Here is a 15445-nt window from a genome sequence, read left to right on the forward strand (position 1 = left end):
GTGCCGGTGGCCGGGTAGCTTCCCCGGAAAAGGCGTGCGGTGGAAGGTGCGCGGACTCAGTCCAGCTTCACCACCAGCTTGCCGAAGTTCTTGCCTTGCAGCAGGCCCATGAAGGCTTCAGGGGCCTTCTCCAGGCCCTGCACCACGTCTTCGCGGTAGTGCAGCTTGCCTTCCTTGAGCCAGGTGCCGACTTCCTTCTGGAAGGCCGCATACAGGTCGGGACGATTGACGTAGTAATCGAAGATGATGAAGCCCTGCACGCGGATGCGCTGCGTCAGCAAGCGGCGCAGGATGGCGCTGCTCTCGGTGGCCAGGCCGCCGCCGTTGTAGTGGGCGATCAGGCCGCACACCGGTACGCGGGCATGGATGTTGAGCAGCGGGATGACGGCATCGAGGACGGCGCCGCCAACGTTTTCGAAATACACGTCGATGCCGCGCGGGCAAGCCGCTTTCAATTGCTCGGCAAAGTCAGGTGCACGGTGGTCGATACAGGCATCGAAGCCCAGTTCCTTGACTGCCGATTCGCACTTCTGTGCACCGCCCGCAATACCGACCACGTGGCAGCCGCGCTGCTTGGCGATCTGGCCGACCAGCGAACCGACCGCACCGGTAGCGGCGGCCACGACCACGGTTTCGCCGGCGCGCGGCTGGCCGATGTCGATCAGGCCGGCGTAGGCGGTGTAGCCGGGCATGCCCAGCACGCCCAACGCATGCGAGGGATGGGCGAAATTGGCGGGCAGCTTGTTGGCACCGCTGCCGTCGGAGATGGCGTATTCCTGCCAGCCGGTATAGGCCATGACCAGGTCGCCTTCCTTGAATTCGGGATGGCGCGAGCTGACCACGCGGGACACCACGCCGCCGGTCATGACGCCATCGATTTCCACCGGCGGTGCGTAGGAAGGCGCATCACTCATGCGGCCGCGCATGTAGGGGTCCAGCGAGAGCCATTCACCGCGCAGCAGCATCTGGCCTTCCTGTACTTCCGGAATGGCCACTTCGTCCAGGCGGAAATTCTCGGCGGTGGGGGCGGCAGCGGGACGCGAGGCGAGGACGATGCGGCGGTTGGTCTTGGGCAATTGAGTCATGGAAATCCTTTCCGTATTCGGTTCATTGAGAGGCGCGGCGCGCCATCGAATCTTTCTGGCCTGATCTGGCCTGATCTGGCTTGATTACTGCGGTGCGACCAGCACGTGCCGCGTGACCAGCATGGCCGCTTCCATCGGTGCGCGGTCTCGGCCCAGCTTGGACAGCAGGCTGGCACCCAGCCACTGCTGGTACAGCATGGTGGCCGTGGCCAGCGGTTGCAGCACGGTGTGCAGCGAGCCCTCGGCGATGCCTTCCTCGATGCAAGCGGCGATGCGTTCGATGAAACGCTGCGTGCCGCCGTGCAATACCTGGCGCATGTCGTCGGAGAGGTCGGCCACTTCGGCGGAGAGCTTGACCACCAGGCAACGCTGCTCGGCTTCTTCGCAGCACTGGCTTTCCAGCCAGTAACCCCAGTAGCTCAGCAGGCGCTCGCGGGCGCTGCCGCCCTGGCTGCGGTCGGACAGGACGTGATCCAGCCGGTCCAGATAGCCGGCCACATAATGCTCGATCAGTTCGCGGCCATATTGTTCCTTCGATCCGAAGTAGTGATAGAAGGAACCCTTGGGAATCTGCGCCGCCGCCAGGATCTCGGCCAGGCCGACGCCGGTGTAGCCCTTCTGCGCAATGAGCGCATGGCCGGCTTGCAGGATGTGGCGCTTGTTGTGGTCGTAGTGTTCTCGCATGCGGCCCATTCTAACGGAAAATTAGACCGGTCGTCTAAGACCGGTCTTTTTCGCCGGATCAGCTTGATGCCGGTGCCTTGCGCGCAGGTGGAAACAGCGGCCACACCAGCAAGGCCACCGCTGCCGTGACTATCCACACGGCGGGCCAGCCGTGCCAGTGCAGCAGCAGCGGGACGGCCTGGGCGGTGAGGAAGAAGACGCCGAACACGCAGCTGTTGCCCAGACCCAGCGCAGTGCCAACCTGTGCCGGCCCCGCAGCCACCGCCAGTTCGGTATAGGCCACGCCATGCCATGCGGAGACCACCACGCCCGCCGCCACCAGCACGCCGCCCAGCCATTGTAGCGAGATGGAGAAGCCGCTGAGCGAAGACACGCCGAGCAGCAGGAACAGCAGCGCACTGCCCAATGCGCAAGCACGCAGATAAGGACGGCGCTGGCCGCGCCGGTCGGTCCAGCGGCCACTGGCGATGCGCGCCACCGCCGCGCCCACTTGCACCAGCGTCAGCAACACGCTGATGAGGAGCAGACCAGCCTGCCCCACTTCATGCAGGAAGATGCCGCCGAAGCTGATCAGCGCCACCTGCGGCGCGCACAAGAGGCCGGTGCCCAGTGCCAGCCGCCACACCAGCGGACTGCGCAGGGCCGGCATCGCAACCGAGGTTGCCGCGTGCGCGTGCGATGCCTTGTGCGGCTCGCGCAGCCACAGCAACACCAGCGTGACGCTGGCCAGGCACAGGGCCATCAGGAAGCCATACACCGCACCGAAGCCGGCTCGCGCAGCCAGCGTGGGCAAGAGCAAGGCGCCGATACCGCCGCCGAGCGGCACTGCCGTCTGGCGGATGCTCATGGCGAGTCCCCGCTCGCCCTCTGCGAACCAGGCCATGATGGCGCGTCCGCTGGCGCCGTTGACACTGCCGCCCAGCAATCCTGCCAGCGTGAGACCAACGCATAGCCACACGAAGGCCGAACCGCCCTGCCCCGGCCGCGCCATCGCCATCAACAGGCACAGCGCGGCGCTGGTCCCCAATAGTCCGGCCAGCAGCACCTTGCGGTCCCCCAGGCGATCGGTCAGCACGCCCCAGGGCAGTTCGCCCAAGGCCACGCCCAGACTCAGCAACCCGAGCGCCAGGCCCAATTGCGCATTGCTCAGGTGATAGTCGCTGCGCAGCACCAGTGAAGTCACAGGGAGGCCAGAGAACACCGCCGAGAAGCTGGCATTGGCGGCAACGCCTGCGGCCAGGACCTTCCAGCGATGGGCCGACGGGCTGCCGGGGACGGTGGCGGGATGGGTGGATAGCGTGGACAAGGCAGGCTCCAGTAGGGATCAGACCTTGCAGTGTGGCGTGCAGCCCCATGGCTTGAATGCCATAATTCCGGCATTGCCAGCCATTTGACGTTTTCTGCACCATGCCCGCGCGCGACATCGCCTTCCTCATTTTTGCCGATTGCAGCATGCTCGATTTCACCGGCCCGCTGTCGGCCTTCGACGCCGCCAACCGCGTGAGCGGACGCGCGCTCTACCGGATCACGCTGCATTCCGAGCCGGGCGGCCTGATCCGCAGTTCGGCCGGGGCGATGATCCAGACCGAGCGCATTGGCCGCGCCAGTTTCGATACGCTGGTGGTGGCGGGGGGCGGTGCGCCGCGCGAGGGGCTGGTGTCCGAGGCACTGCGTCGCTACATCCTGCGCGCAGCCAGCCGTTCGCGCCGCATCGCCGGTGTATGCACCGGGGCCTTCGTGCTGGCGGCCGCCGGACTGCTCGATGGCAAGCGCGCCACCACACACTGGCGCATGGCGGCCAAGCTGCAGCAGATGCATCCGCTGGTGAAAGTAGATAGCGACCGCATTTATTCCTGCGATGGCAAGGTGTGGACCTCGGCCGGCATTTCCGCCGGGATCGACCTGGCGCTGGCACTGATCGAGGAAGACCACGGTGCGGAACTGGCCAAATCGGTGGCGCGCGAACTGGTGGTGTATCACCGCCGTCCGGGCGGCCAGTCGCAATTCTCGGCCTTGCAGGAAATGGATGGGGGCTCGGAGCGCATCCGCCGCGCACTCAGTTTTGCGCGCGCGCATCTGCATCAGGAAGTGACCGTCGACACGCTGGCCGAAGTGGCCTGTCTCAGTCGCCGCCAGTTCGACCGCAGCTTTGCGGCCGAGACCGGCCAGACCCCGGCGCGCGCCATCGAACAGATGCGCGCGGAAGCGGCGCGGCTGCGCATCGAACAATCACAGGACAGCCTGGAGAGCATCGCCCGCGCCACCGGTTTTGGCGATGCCGAGCGCATGCGGCGCGCCTGCCTGCGGCTGTTCGGCCAACCGCCGCAAGCCATGCGGCGGCTGGCGCGGCTGGACGAGGAGTGACTCGGTTCAGCCGGTGGTCAGGCGCACGCGAGTGATTTCGGAAGGGGCCAGCAGCCGTTTGGGCGGGCCCCAGTAGCCGGTGCCGCGACTGACGTAGATCCACAGACCCTGCAGGCGCTTGAGACCGGCGACATAGGGCTGTTGCAGCGGCACGAAGAAATTCCACGGAAAGAATTGGCCGCCATGCGTATGGCCCGACAGTTGCAGGTCGAAACCGGCCTCGACGGCCGCCGTGGCGCTGCGCGGCTGGTGCGCCAGCAGCACGCGCGGATGGCCGGTCGGCGCATCGGCAATGGCGGCGCGCGGATCGCTGCGATGGGCTTCGTCGAAATGATGGGCGGTGTAATCCGTCACCCCGGCCAGCACCAGACCCGCCCCTTCATGGCGCAGGACCACGTGTTCATTCATCAGCACGGTCACGCCCAGGCGACGGACTTCATCGATCCATTCGTGGGCATTGGAGTAGTACTCGTGGTTGCCGGTGACGAAGTAGGCACCATGCCGCGCCCGCAGTTGCGCCAGCGGTGCCGTGTGGGGGGCCAGCTGGCGCACGCTGCCATCGACCAGGTCGCCGGTGATGGCCACCACATCGGGCTGCAGGGCGTTGACCTTGTCGACGATGGCTTGCAGGTACGGGGCCTTGATGGTGGGGCCGACGTGGATGTCGCTGATCTGGACGATGGTGAAGCCCTCCAGCGCTGCGGGCAGGTTGGCGATGGGCACGCTGACATCCACCACGGCAGCGGTGCGGCGAGCATTCAAATAGCCGATGACGGTGGCCGCTGCAGTCAAGGCCAGCACCAGCCAGGCGCTCAGTTCCACCATCTCGTGCTGCTGGATGGGCGGCAGGTGCAGCCACGGCAGCGCGGCCAGCGCCAGCGCGCGCAAGAGCGTGAGCAGGAGCGCCGAAGAGAACGCCCCCATGGCCAGCATGCCGGCCCAGGCCACGCGGTCGGCGGCGATTTCGGACAGGCCGCGCCGCTTGAGATACGGCACGGCCAGCGCCACCGGCATCAGCAGGAAGGACAGCAGCAACACCGTCGCGCCCAGCGTGATCCAGCCCGCGTGGCTGGTCAGGGCCGGCAGCAGCTGCCAGCCTATCCAGGCATGCAGCGCGGCCAGCAGGCCGAGGACGGTCAACAGCGAAAAGAGGCTACGGCGCATGGAAAACCTTTGAAAGAGGACACATCGCCCGGGACTGCGGGGGCCGGGCAAAGCTTGCCGGAAAGCAAGCATATGAAGGCTTGAGACATGCTTTTCAAGCAATTTCTGCGAAAAACCTCGTAAATCCTGCCCAAAATGGCTCATCGGCAGGCAGCAGAAATGGCCAGATGAAGAAAAAGTCCGCCACAGGCATGCAAGAAGACGCGCGGAGGAGGATAATATTGCCTCTATCCCCCCGTTTTTAATTCGCGCGACCTTGGCGGCGAGAGCCGCATCGATGGCAAGAGCATCGACACCAGGCCGCGCCTGCATCATTGGAAGAGTTATTTTGAGTTCAAGCAAAACCAAACGCTGGCATGGCAATGTCGAGGCGATCAAGGCCGAATTCCTCAACGGCGTGATTACCCAGATGAGCTCCTACGGCGACCGCGTCCATTTCAGCATGTTCGGTTCGGTGCAGAAGCCGCACTATGAAGTCATCAACAGCTTCGACAAGAAGATGGCCTTCGATGGCAACCATCACCTGCACCGCGCCGAGGAAACCGAATTCGGTCCCGGCAACGTGACGCCCATCTTCACCCTCGACCAGATCAAGCGCATCGTCGCCACCGGCGGCAGCGGCACCCGCAGCACGCCGCGTTCGGCGCGTGCCTCCTCGGCCCGCAGCGCCGCCGGCAGCGCCCGCCCGACCACCGCCGCCGCCCGTGCGCGCGAAGCGGTCGATGGCGAGAAGTACGCTTACTTCAAGGCCAACCGCCACATGCTGCCCGATGAAATCAACCAGCATTCCGATGAGATCAGCAAGCTGATGCTCAACGGCATGTCGGCGGAACAGGCTTTCGGTGAAGTCATTTCCAAGTACTTCGACTGAGACTGATCGCACTTCGGGATAGTCGCGGCGCAACCCGCCGCACTCTCCAAATGAAAATGGCCGGAGCTCTGTCTCCGGCCATTTTTCATTGCGGCGCCCTGCTCTGCCGATCAGTAGATTTCCGGCACGATCATGGAATCGGGCACCGGATGGCGCTCGTAATCCTCATGGCGTTCACGCTCGGGCAACTGCACGGGCGGATGCGGAACTTCCGCGTAAGGCATCTGCTGCAACAGATGGCTGATGCAGTTCAGGCGGGCCTTCTTCTTGTCCACCGCCTGCACGATCCACCATGGCGCTTCCGGAATGTGGGTGCGTTCCAGCATCACTTCCTTGGCCTTGGTGTATTCCTCCCAGCGGCGGCGCGATTCCAGGTCCATGGGGCTGAGCTTCCATTGCTTGAGCGGATCGTGGATGCGCGAGAGGAAGCGCAGGTGCTGCTCTTCATCGGTGATCGAGAACCAGTACTTGATGACCTGGATGCCGGCACGCGTGAGCATGCGTTCGAACTCGGGCACCGAGCGGAAGAATTCCTCGTATTGCTCGTCGGTACAGAAACCCATCACGCGCTCCACGCCCGCGCGGTTGTACCAGCTGCGGTCAAACAGCACGATCTCGCCGGCGGCCGGCAGGTGCGATACATAGCGCTGGAAATACCATTGCGTGCGTTCGCGGTCATTGGGTGCCGGCAGCGCCGCCACGCGGGCCACGCGCGGGTTCAGGCGCTGGGTGATGCGCTTGATGACGCCGCCCTTGCCGGCCGCATCGCGTCCCTCGAAGACGATCACCACCTTGTGGCCGGTCTGCACCACCCAGTCCTGCAGCTTGACCAGTTCGCCCTGCAGGCGGAACAGTTCGCGGAAATACAGGCGGCGGTATTCCTTTTCCTCGCTGCCGTGCGCGCTGGAAAATTCGCCGGTGACCGGATCGACGGTACGGTCTTCCAGCTCCAGTTCCATTTCTTCGTCGTAGCTGTCGGCCAGTTCGCGGTGGACGCGCTTGACCAGTTCTTCCTTATCCATCATGTCCTCGTGTGCAAGATAAAGTGGCGAACGCGGCATTTCCCTTCGCCTGAAAAGTGCGTGACAACATACCTGCCCATTGTGACCAAGACATGACAGGCGGATAACATTGGAGTCAAAGGTGGCCGGGACCGGCCGATCCCCTTGCATCCTGCGCCATCCTGCGGGAAAACGCCATGATGCCGTGCAGAACCGCGGGCGCGAAAATAGGCTATAGTCCCGAAAACGATTCCGGCATAACAGCATGACACTTACAGAACTCAAATACATCGTGGCCGTCGCGCGGGAAAAGCATTTCGGCCATGCAGCAGAAGCTTGTTTCGTCGCCCAGCCCACGCTGTCGGTGGCCATCAAGAAACTGGAAGATGAGCTGGGCGTGGTCATCTTCGAACGCGGCGGCACCGAGGTCTCGGTCACGCCGCTGGGTGCGCAGATCGTGGCCCAGGCCGAACGGGTGCTGGAGCAGACCGCCGCCATCAAGGAAATCGCCAACCAGAACAAGGACCCGCTTTCCGGCCCCTTGCGCCTGGGCATCATCTACACGATCGGCCCCTACCTGCTGCCCTCGCTGGTCAAGACCATGATCGAGCGCGTGCCGCAGATGCCGCTGATCCTGCAGGAAAATTTCACCACGCGCCTGATCGAACTGCTGCGCCAGGGTGAACTCGATGCTGCCATCATGGCCCTGCCCTTCCCCGAGCACGGACTGAACGTGATGCCGCTGTACGATGAGGAATTCATGGTGGCATTGCCGCGCCAGCACAAGTGGGCCGAGCGCAAGGAGATCGATGCCCGTGAACTCAAGAGCGAGACCATGCTGCTGCTGGGCAATGGCCACTGTTTCCGCGATCAGGTGCTGGAAGTCTGCCCGGAGATGTCACGCTTCTCCACCAATGGCGACGGCATCGCCCGCACCTTCGAAGGCTCGTCGCTGGAGACCATCCGTCACATGGTGTCCTCCGGCATCGGCGTGACCGTGCTGCCGCGCGCGTCCATTCCCGATACCGATACGCGCGAAGGCATGGTGCGCTATGTGCCCTTCGTGGCGCCGGCCCCCTCGCGCCGCGTGGTCATCGCCTGGCGCAAGAGCTTTACGCGGCAGGCGGCCATCGACGCCGTGCATCAGGCGGTGCTGGCGTGCAAGCTCAATGGCGTGGAGATGCTGGTGGGCGAAGCGGCGGCGGCCAACTAGGAGCTGTCACGCACACGCCATCAGATGTCAGCGCCATCAGGGCGCTGACAACGCCGTCCTCAAGGCATGGACGTCACGATACAGCGGGGGTAGATCGCGCTGTATCGTTTTCCAGACGACACCGACATCCACTTTGTCATATCCATGCGCGACACGGTTGCGCATCGTGTACATGATCATCCACGGAATATGGTCGTTGCGGGTGGCGAACTCCGGATCAACCCGCATGACGTTGTTGGCGGCCTCGCCGATGATTTCGATATTGCGGATGACGGCATCCTGTACCAGCTCGCTGTCGAGGAAGACCGTTTCCACCATATCCGCCGTATAGCGCTCGATGCGCGCAATGGCCTCAAGAATGTGGTCAAGATAATCGGGCACACGCCCGGACCTGTTCATACCGGCCGGGCCTCCGCCAGAATCCGGCTGCGGGCAGCCTCGGGCAGTGCCTTGGGCGTCAGTACGTCGACCGTCACCCCCAACAAGCGCTGCAGTTCTACCTGAATGGCGGCGACGTCCATGAGCGTCGTCTCCGGCGTCGGATCGATGAGGAGATCGAGATCACTGCTCTGGGTGTCCTCTCCATGCAGAACCGAACCAAATATCCTGGCGTTGCGCGCGTGATGCGCTTCCACGACTTGCCGGATGGCAGCGCGATGAGAGGCAAGGGCTTCAGAAGGTTTCATGGTGTGATCTTCCTCGGTAAGGCGTTCATCATAGGTGAAGCCCGGAGCAGAGGCAACCGGCCCTGCGCTGCGCCACAACGCCCCAGTAGCTCAACCCATACGCTTGCTCGTCGTCACATCAAACCAATGCACATCCCCCGCCCCGAACGACGCCCCGATGCGCTGACCGGTGCTGACCGGCACATTGGCCGGGCAACGCAGCACCAGCGACTGTCCGCCGCAGCGCGCATGCACCAGCAATTCCGCACCCAGCGCTTCGACCAGCTCCACTTCCAGTGACAGCTGCGCAGCCGAGCCATCGAGGATGGGCAGCAGGTGTTCCGGCCGCACGCCCAGGATGCGCTCCTGGCCGGCTGCACCAGCCACCGGCTGCGGCAGGCGCACGGTAGCGGTGGCCTCGCCCTTGCTGGCCTCGAAGCTGGCCCCGTCAGCCGACAGGCTGCCCTGCAGCAGGTTCATCGGCGGCGAACCGATGAAGCTGGCCACGAAGGTGGTGGCCGGACGGGCATAGACTTCAGCCGGGGTGCCGATCTGTTCGGCCACGCCGCGATTCATCACGATCATGCGCTGGCCCAGGGTCATGGCCTCGACCTGGTCGTGGGTCACATAGAGGCTGGTGGTGCGCAGGCTGGCATGCAGCTTCTGGATTTCCAGCCGCATCTGCACGCGCAGCTTGGCGTCCAGGTTGGAGAGCGGTTCGTCGAACAGGAACACGGCCGGCTTGCGCACGATGGCGCGGCCCATGGCCACGCGCTGGCGCTGGCCGCCAGAAAGCTGGCGCGGCGTGCGTTCCAGCAGCGCACCCAGTTCCAGGATGGCGGCGGCACGCTGCACGCGCTCGTCGATCTCGGTCTTGGACAGGCCCTGGATCTTCAGGCCATACGCCATGTTCTGGTACACCGTCATGTGCGGATACAGCGCATAGTTCTGGAACACCATGGCGATGTCGCGCTCCTTGGGTTCCAGGTCATTGACCACGCGCTTGCCGATGACGATCTGTCCGCTGCTGACCTCTTCCAGCCCGGCGACCATGCGCAGCAGCGTGGATTTGCCGCAACCCGAGGGCCCGACCATGACGATGAATTCGCCATCGGCGATGTCGGCATCGATGCCATGGATCACGTCGACCGCCTTGGTGCCGGCGCCATAGGTCTTGCGGACTTGCTTGAGATGGATTGCTGCCATGATTGTCAGTCTCTAACTATCGGAATGATATAAATTATTTCTCGGAATCAACCAGGCCCTTGACGAACCATTTCTGCATCACCACCACCACCAGCCCGGGCGGGAGCATGGCCAGGATCATGGTGGCCATCACCAGGTTCCACTCCACCGCCGAATCACCGCCCGAGATCAGCGTCTTGATGCCGATGCCGATGGGATACATGCTGGTGTCGGTGGCGATGATGAGCGGCCACAGGTACTGGTTCCAGCCATAGATGAACATGATCACGAACAGCGCGATGACATTGGTGCGCGACAGCGGCCACAGCACATCCTTGAGAAAGCGCAGCGGCCCGGCCCCGTCGATGCGCGCGGCTTCGGCCAGCTCATCGGGCACCGTCAGGAAGAACTGGCGGAACAGGAAGGTGGCCGTGGCCGAGGCAATCAGCGGTACGCTCAGGCCCGCGTAACTGTTGAGCATGCCGAGATCGGACACCACCTGGTAGGTCGGCGTGATACGCACTTCCACCGGCAGCATCAGCGTGACGAAGATCATCCAGAAGAACAGCCCGCGCCCCGGAAAACGGAAATACACGATGGCAAAGGCCGACAGCATGGAGATGGAGATCTTGCCGATGGCGATGATGAGCGCCGTGGCCAGGCTCACCCACAGCATGTTGAGCACCGGCGGTGCGGTCACCTGCCCGGCCGCGCCCTTGAAGAGCACGGCGCTGTAGTTGTTGATGAATTCCCCGCCCGGCACCAGCGACAGCGGCGACAGGGCCGACTGCTCGGCGGTCTGGGTGCTGGCCACGAAGGCGACATACAGCGGGAAGAACACGATCAGCACACCCAGCACCAGGACCACGTGGCTGAGGAAATCGAGGACGGGACGGCGTTCGATCATGCGGCCACCTCTTCAGTTGGGAAGATCAGGAAAGCGTTCATGGCGACGGGCTTCATGCGTATTGCACCTTCTTTTCAACGTACTTGAACTGCACCACGGTCAGCAGGATCACCAGTGCCATGAGCACCACCGATTGCGCCGCCGAGCCGCCCAGGTCGCCGCCCTTGAAGCCATCGGTGAAGACCTTGTAGACCAGGATCTCGGTATCCTTGCCGGGGCCGCCGTGGGTAGTGGCATCGACGATGACGAAAGTATCGAAGAAGGCATAGACCACGTTGACCACGAAGAGGAAGAAGGTGGTCGGCGAGATCAGCGGGAACACGATGGTGAAGAAGCGCTTGACCGGACCTGCACCATCGATGGCCGCCGCTTCGATGAGCGACTTGGGAATCGATTGCAGGCCGGCCAGGAAGAACAGGAAGTTGTAGCTGATCTGCTTCCAGATGGCTGCAATGACGATGAGGATCATGGCGTGCGTGCCATTGATCATGTAATCCCAAGGCAATCCCAGCCAGGCCAGCACGTGCGAGAGGATGCCCAGCGAGGGACTCAGCAGGAACATCCACAGCACCCCCACCACCACCGGCGAGACCGCATAAGGCCAGATCAGGAAGGTCTTGTAGACCGAAGCGCCCCGGCGCACGCGGTCGGCGAAGACCGCCAGCAGCAGCGAGAGCGCCAGCCCGAAGAAGGCCACCAGCGCCGAGAAGAGCGCAGTGGTGCGGAAGGATTCGAGATAGGTCGGATCGGCAAAGAGCGTCTTGAAATTGTCGAACCAGACGAATTCGGAATAGCCGCCGAAGGCATCCTGCAGCAGCATCGACTGATACAAGGCCTGGATGGCCGGCCAGAAAAAGAACAGCAAAGTGATGATGATCTGCGGTGCCACCAGCAGATAAGGCAACCACTTCGAAGTGAATCGCGCGCGTTTTTCCACGATCGTTCCAGCCAGGGATAGCCTGGCCGCAGAAGTTGAATGAATCGGAAACGGATGTCAGCTTGCCGACATCCCAAAACGGAAGCCGGCGCTGCCCTCCGCGATCACGGAGTACAACGCCGGTTCCTGCTCCGTCACCGCGTTCAGGCGGGACGGGAGGTGTTGCTGATGAGACTTACTGGTTGCCCTTGTTGGCCTTCTCGAAGCGGGCCAGCAGTTCGTCGCCGCGCTTGACGGCGGAGTCCAGGGCTTCCTTGGCGGTCTTCTTGCCGGTCCAGACGTTTTCCAGTTCCTCGTCGAAGACGGTACGAACCTGGGCGTAATTGCCCAGGCGCAGGCCGCGCGACTTCTCGGTGGTCTTGACGATCATCTGCTTGACGGCGACGTCGGTGCCCGGGTTGCGCTCATAGAAACCGGAGCTCTTGGTCAGTTCGTAGGCGGCCTTGGTGACCGGCAGGTAGCCGGTGTCCTGGTGCCACTTGGCGGCCACTTCCGGCTTGGAGAGGTAGCTGAAGAACTTGGCCACGCCCTTGTACTCGTCGCTCTTCTTGCCGTTCATGACCCACAGCGAGGCACCGCCGATGACGGTGTTCTGCGGTGCGCCCTGCACGTCGTTGTAATACGGCAGGGTGGCCACGCCGAACTTGAACTTGGCGTTCTTGCGGATATCCGCATAGGCCGAGGACGAACCGGTGATGATGGCGCACTCGCCCGCATTGAACTTGGCATTGGCCTCGTCCTTGCGGCCGGCGTAGGTGAAGTAGCCCTGCTTGGCCCAGTTCGACAGGTTCTCGATGTGGCGCACGTGCAGCGGGCTGTTCATCTTCAGACGGGCATCGAGGCCGCCGAAGCCGTTGTTCTTGGTGGCCAGCTCAACGTTGTGCCAGGTTGAAAACGATTCCAAATGCACCCAGGATTGCCAGGTCGTGGTGTAAGCACACGATGCACCGCTGGCCTTGATCTTGGCGGCCATGCCGACGAATTCCTGCCAGGTGACGGGCGGCTTTTCCGGATCCAGGCCAGCCTTGGCGAACATGTCCTTGTTGTAGAACATGATGGTGGTGGAGCTGTTGAAGGGGAAGGACATCATGCCCTTCGGGGTCGAGTAGTAACCGGCCACCGCAGGCACGTAGGCGTTCTGGTCGAACTTCTCGCCAGCCTGCTGCATCACTTCATACACCGGCTTGACCGCGCCCTTGGCGTAGATCATGGTGGCGGTGCCCACTTCGAACACCTGCAGGATGCTGGGCGCATTGCCGGCACGATAGGCGGCGATGGCAGCCGACATCGATTCGTCGTAGGTCCCCTTGTAGACCGGCACGATCTTGTAATCACCCTGGGTCTTGTTGAAGTCGTCGGCCAGGGCATTGACGCGTTCGCCCAGGGCGCCGGTCATGGAATGCCACCAGGTGATCTCGGTTGCAGCGAAGGCAGAGGAAGTGATCGTCGCCAGGACACCGGTCGCGATCAGCGTTTTCATCATGTTCATCAGAGGGGACCTCTCGAAAAAAGGGGTTTTGATGCTAACAACGCTCCATGACAGCCGCGTTACATTAGCCGTACTGCCGGCTTTGGGCAAAAGAAATGCATGTGGCCTTGCAGCACGAAACCCGGGGGATGTCTCGGAAAATAAGAATTCGTTTTTATAAGTTCTGCTGATGTGTAGCACACCGCATCCACTGTCAGTATTTTGTCAGCGCATCAGCAAACAAGCCTTGAAAAGCACGACAGTGCGGAAACGGCGACGCGAATTATAATGCGGACTTTCGATTTTGCGGACATTCCATGGACAGGCTCAGGCTTTACGCGCTGCTGGTGCGCGCCCACAAACCCATCGGCATCCTGCTCTTGCTGTGGCCCACGCTCATTGCGCTGTGGCTGGCCTCGGGCGGCGTACCCGACTGGCGCATCCTGGTGATCTACGTGCTGGGTACGGTGCTGATGCGTTCGGCCGGCTGCGCCATCAACGACTATGCCGACCGCGACTTCGACCGGCATGTGAAACGCACCGAACAGCGCCCTCTCACCTCCGGCAAGATCAAATCGTGGGAAGCGCTGATGGTGGCCGGGGTGCTGGCGCTGGTGTCCTTCCTGCTGATCCTGCCGCTCAATGCGCTGACGCTGCAACTGTCGGTGGCGGCCGTGATCATCGCGGGCAGCTATCCGTATTTCAAGCGTTTCTTCGCCATCCCCCAGGCTTACCTGGGCATCGCCTTCGGCTTCGGCATTCCGATGGGATTTGCCAGCGTGACCGGCAGCGTGCCGCTGGCGGCCTGGGTGCTGCTGGTGGCCAACATCTTCTGGGCCGTGGCCTATGACACCGAGTATGCGATGGTGGACCGGGACGACGACCTGAAGATCGGCATCAAGACCTCGGCCATCACCTTTGGCCGCTACGATGTCGCAGCCATCATGCTGTGCTACGTGGTGGCGCTGGCGCTGATCTGGGTGGTCGGCCTGCAATACGGACTGGGACTGTGGTTCACGGCGGGCATGCTGGTGGCCTGCGGCTTTGCCGTGTATCACTACACCCTGATCCGCGAGCGCGACCACATGCGCTGCTTCGCGGCCTTCAACAACAACAACTGGCTGGGTGCGGCGATCTTCGCCGGTGTCGCGCTGGATTACCTGATGCGCTGATGTGCTGATGCATTGATGACAGGCAGGCCCTGCGGCTGCCTGGCGAAAATTCAAAGGAAACGGGATGAAAGCGGAATTTTGGCTCGAACGCTGGCGCGACGGACGCACGCACTTTCACCAGTCGCGGGTGACCCCGCTGCTGCAGAAATACTGGCCGCAACTGGCGCTGCCGGCCGGCAGCACGGTGCTGGTGCCCTTGTGCGGCAAGTCACTGGACATGCTGTGGCTGGCCGAACAGGGCCATCGCGTGCTGGGGGTGGAGTTGTCGGAACTGGCCATCACCCAGTTCTTCAGCGAGCACCAGCTGACCCCGGCAGTGCATGAAAGCGCGCAGGGCCGCCATTACGTGGCGGGACAGATCGAACTGATCTGCGGCGACATCTTCGCGCTGGAGGATGCCACCCTGGCCAGCTGTGCCGGTGCCTATGACCGCGCCGCCCTCATCGCCCTGCCCCCGGACATGCGTGCGCGCTACGTGGAAGAGATCTATGGACGGCTGCCAGCCCAGGCACGCAGCCTCCTGATCACGCTGGAATACGATCAGGAAAAAATGGAAGGCCCGCCGTTCTCGGTGGCCGAAGAAGAAGTGTTGCGCCTCTACGCATCGCAAACCGAGGCGGTGGCCATCGACCGGCGCGATATCCTGGAGAAGGAACCCAAGTTCCTGGAGCGCGGATTGCGGGCGCTGGATACGGTGGTTTATCGCTTGCAGCGCAAGGGCTGACGTCC

Annotated in this window: 16 protein-coding genes; 5 read left to right on the forward strand and 11 right to left on the reverse strand. The window is 63.0% G+C overall.

Annotated elements, in window-relative coordinates:
- Window positions 1-56: 56 nt before the first annotated feature.
- From E2K99_RS19355 to E2K99_RS19365, 3 genes are all read right to left on the reverse strand, one after another.
- On the reverse strand, window positions 57-1085 hold the full coding sequence (locus tag E2K99_RS19355; RefSeq protein ID WP_134223249.1) for an NADP-dependent oxidoreductase: 1029 nt from the start codon (window positions 1083-1085) through the stop codon (window positions 57-59).
- Between the two features lie 84 nt (window positions 1086-1169).
- Window positions 1170-1769, reverse strand: a complete 600-nt coding sequence (locus E2K99_RS19360; RefSeq protein WP_134223250.1) for a TetR/AcrR family transcriptional regulator — start codon at window positions 1767-1769, stop codon at window positions 1170-1172.
- 58 nt (window positions 1770-1827) lie between these two features.
- Window positions 1828-3075: an MFS transporter gene (locus E2K99_RS19365; RefSeq protein WP_134223251.1), complete on the reverse strand. Its 1248-nt coding sequence runs from the start codon at window positions 3073-3075 to the stop codon at window positions 1828-1830.
- Window positions 3076-3176: 101 nt separating this feature from the next.
- Between E2K99_RS19365 and E2K99_RS19370 the strand changes: the two genes are divergently transcribed.
- Window positions 3177-4133: a GlxA family transcriptional regulator gene (locus E2K99_RS19370; protein ID WP_134223252.1), complete on the forward strand. Its 957-nt coding sequence runs from the start codon at window positions 3177-3179 to the stop codon at window positions 4131-4133.
- 6 nt (window positions 4134-4139) lie between these two features.
- Here the strand turns inward: E2K99_RS19370 and E2K99_RS19375 are convergent, their stop codons facing one another.
- On the reverse strand, window positions 4140-5297 hold the full coding sequence (locus E2K99_RS19375) for a metallophosphoesterase (RefSeq protein WP_134223253.1): 1158 nt from the start codon (window positions 5295-5297) through the stop codon (window positions 4140-4142).
- A gap of 328 nt (window positions 5298-5625) precedes the next feature.
- Between E2K99_RS19375 and E2K99_RS19380 the strand changes: the two genes are divergently transcribed.
- The gene (locus tag E2K99_RS19380) at window positions 5626-6168 is read left to right on the forward strand and encodes a hypothetical protein (protein WP_034341298.1); all 543 of its coding nucleotides are present in this window, start codon (window positions 5626-5628) and stop codon (window positions 6166-6168) included.
- A 110-nt stretch (window positions 6169-6278) separates the two neighbouring features.
- Here E2K99_RS19380 and ppk2 read toward each other — a convergent pair whose 3' ends face one another.
- Entirely contained in the window at window positions 6279-7190 is a 912-nt protein-coding gene (gene ppk2 / locus E2K99_RS19385; protein ID WP_034341306.1) for a polyphosphate kinase 2, read from the reverse strand.
- Window positions 7191-7434: 244 nt separating this feature from the next.
- On the opposite strand from ppk2, the gene E2K99_RS19390 reads away from it, so the two are divergent.
- The gene (locus tag E2K99_RS19390; RefSeq protein WP_134223254.1) at window positions 7435-8382 is read left to right on the forward strand and encodes a LysR substrate-binding domain-containing protein; all 948 of its coding nucleotides are present in this window, start codon (window positions 7435-7437) and stop codon (window positions 8380-8382) included.
- A gap of 36 nt (window positions 8383-8418) precedes the next feature.
- On the opposite strand, the gene E2K99_RS19395 is transcribed toward E2K99_RS19390, so the two are convergent.
- The 6 genes from E2K99_RS19395 to ugpB all read right to left on the reverse strand — a co-directional run bounded on the left by E2K99_RS19395 (window position 8419) and on the right by ugpB (window position 13565).
- Window positions 8419-8763, reverse strand: a complete 345-nt coding sequence (locus E2K99_RS19395; RefSeq protein WP_338033861.1) for a HepT-like ribonuclease domain-containing protein — start codon at window positions 8761-8763, stop codon at window positions 8419-8421.
- A 14-nt stretch (window positions 8764-8777) separates the two neighbouring features.
- Entirely contained in the window at window positions 8778-9068 is a 291-nt protein-coding gene (locus E2K99_RS19400; RefSeq protein WP_034341294.1) for a nucleotidyltransferase family protein, read from the reverse strand.
- A 90-nt stretch (window positions 9069-9158) separates the two neighbouring features.
- Window positions 9159-10253, reverse strand: a complete 1095-nt coding sequence (locus tag E2K99_RS19405; protein ID WP_134223256.1) for a sn-glycerol-3-phosphate import ATP-binding protein UgpC — start codon at window positions 10251-10253, stop codon at window positions 9159-9161.
- Between the two features lie 34 nt (window positions 10254-10287).
- Window positions 10288-11139 (reverse strand): sn-glycerol-3-phosphate ABC transporter permease UgpE, encoded by an 852-nt coding sequence (gene ugpE, locus E2K99_RS19410; RefSeq protein ID WP_034341291.1) that lies wholly within the window; start codon window positions 11137-11139, stop codon window positions 10288-10290.
- Between the two features lie 52 nt (window positions 11140-11191).
- On the reverse strand, window positions 11192-12076 hold the full coding sequence (ugpA, locus tag E2K99_RS19415; RefSeq protein ID WP_088755676.1) for a sn-glycerol-3-phosphate ABC transporter permease UgpA: 885 nt from the start codon (window positions 12074-12076) through the stop codon (window positions 11192-11194).
- 175 nt (window positions 12077-12251) lie between these two features.
- Window positions 12252-13565 carry a sn-glycerol-3-phosphate ABC transporter substrate-binding protein UgpB gene (gene ugpB, locus E2K99_RS19420; RefSeq protein ID WP_121043755.1) on the reverse strand — a complete coding sequence of 438 codons (1314 nt, stop codon included), beginning with the start codon at window positions 13563-13565 and terminating at the stop codon, window positions 12252-12254.
- Window positions 13566-13861: 296 nt separating this feature from the next.
- Here ugpB and ubiA point away from each other — a divergent pair, with 296 nt between their 5' ends.
- Together ubiA and E2K99_RS19430 are read left to right on the forward strand one after the other, a co-directional pair.
- Window positions 13862-14716 carry a 4-hydroxybenzoate octaprenyltransferase gene (gene ubiA / locus E2K99_RS19425; protein ID WP_134223257.1) on the forward strand — a complete coding sequence of 285 codons (855 nt, stop codon included), beginning with the start codon at window positions 13862-13864 and terminating at the stop codon, window positions 14714-14716.
- Window positions 14717-14780: 64 nt separating this feature from the next.
- On the forward strand, window positions 14781-15440 hold the full coding sequence (locus E2K99_RS19430) for a thiopurine S-methyltransferase (RefSeq protein ID WP_134223258.1): 660 nt from the start codon (window positions 14781-14783) through the stop codon (window positions 15438-15440).
- Window positions 15441-15445 lie beyond the last annotated feature (5 nt).

Origin of the sequence: Herbaspirillum huttiense (assembly GCF_004367745.1) — a bacterium.
Classification (GTDB): domain Bacteria; phylum Pseudomonadota; class Gammaproteobacteria; order Burkholderiales; family Burkholderiaceae_D; genus Herbaspirillum; species Herbaspirillum huttiense.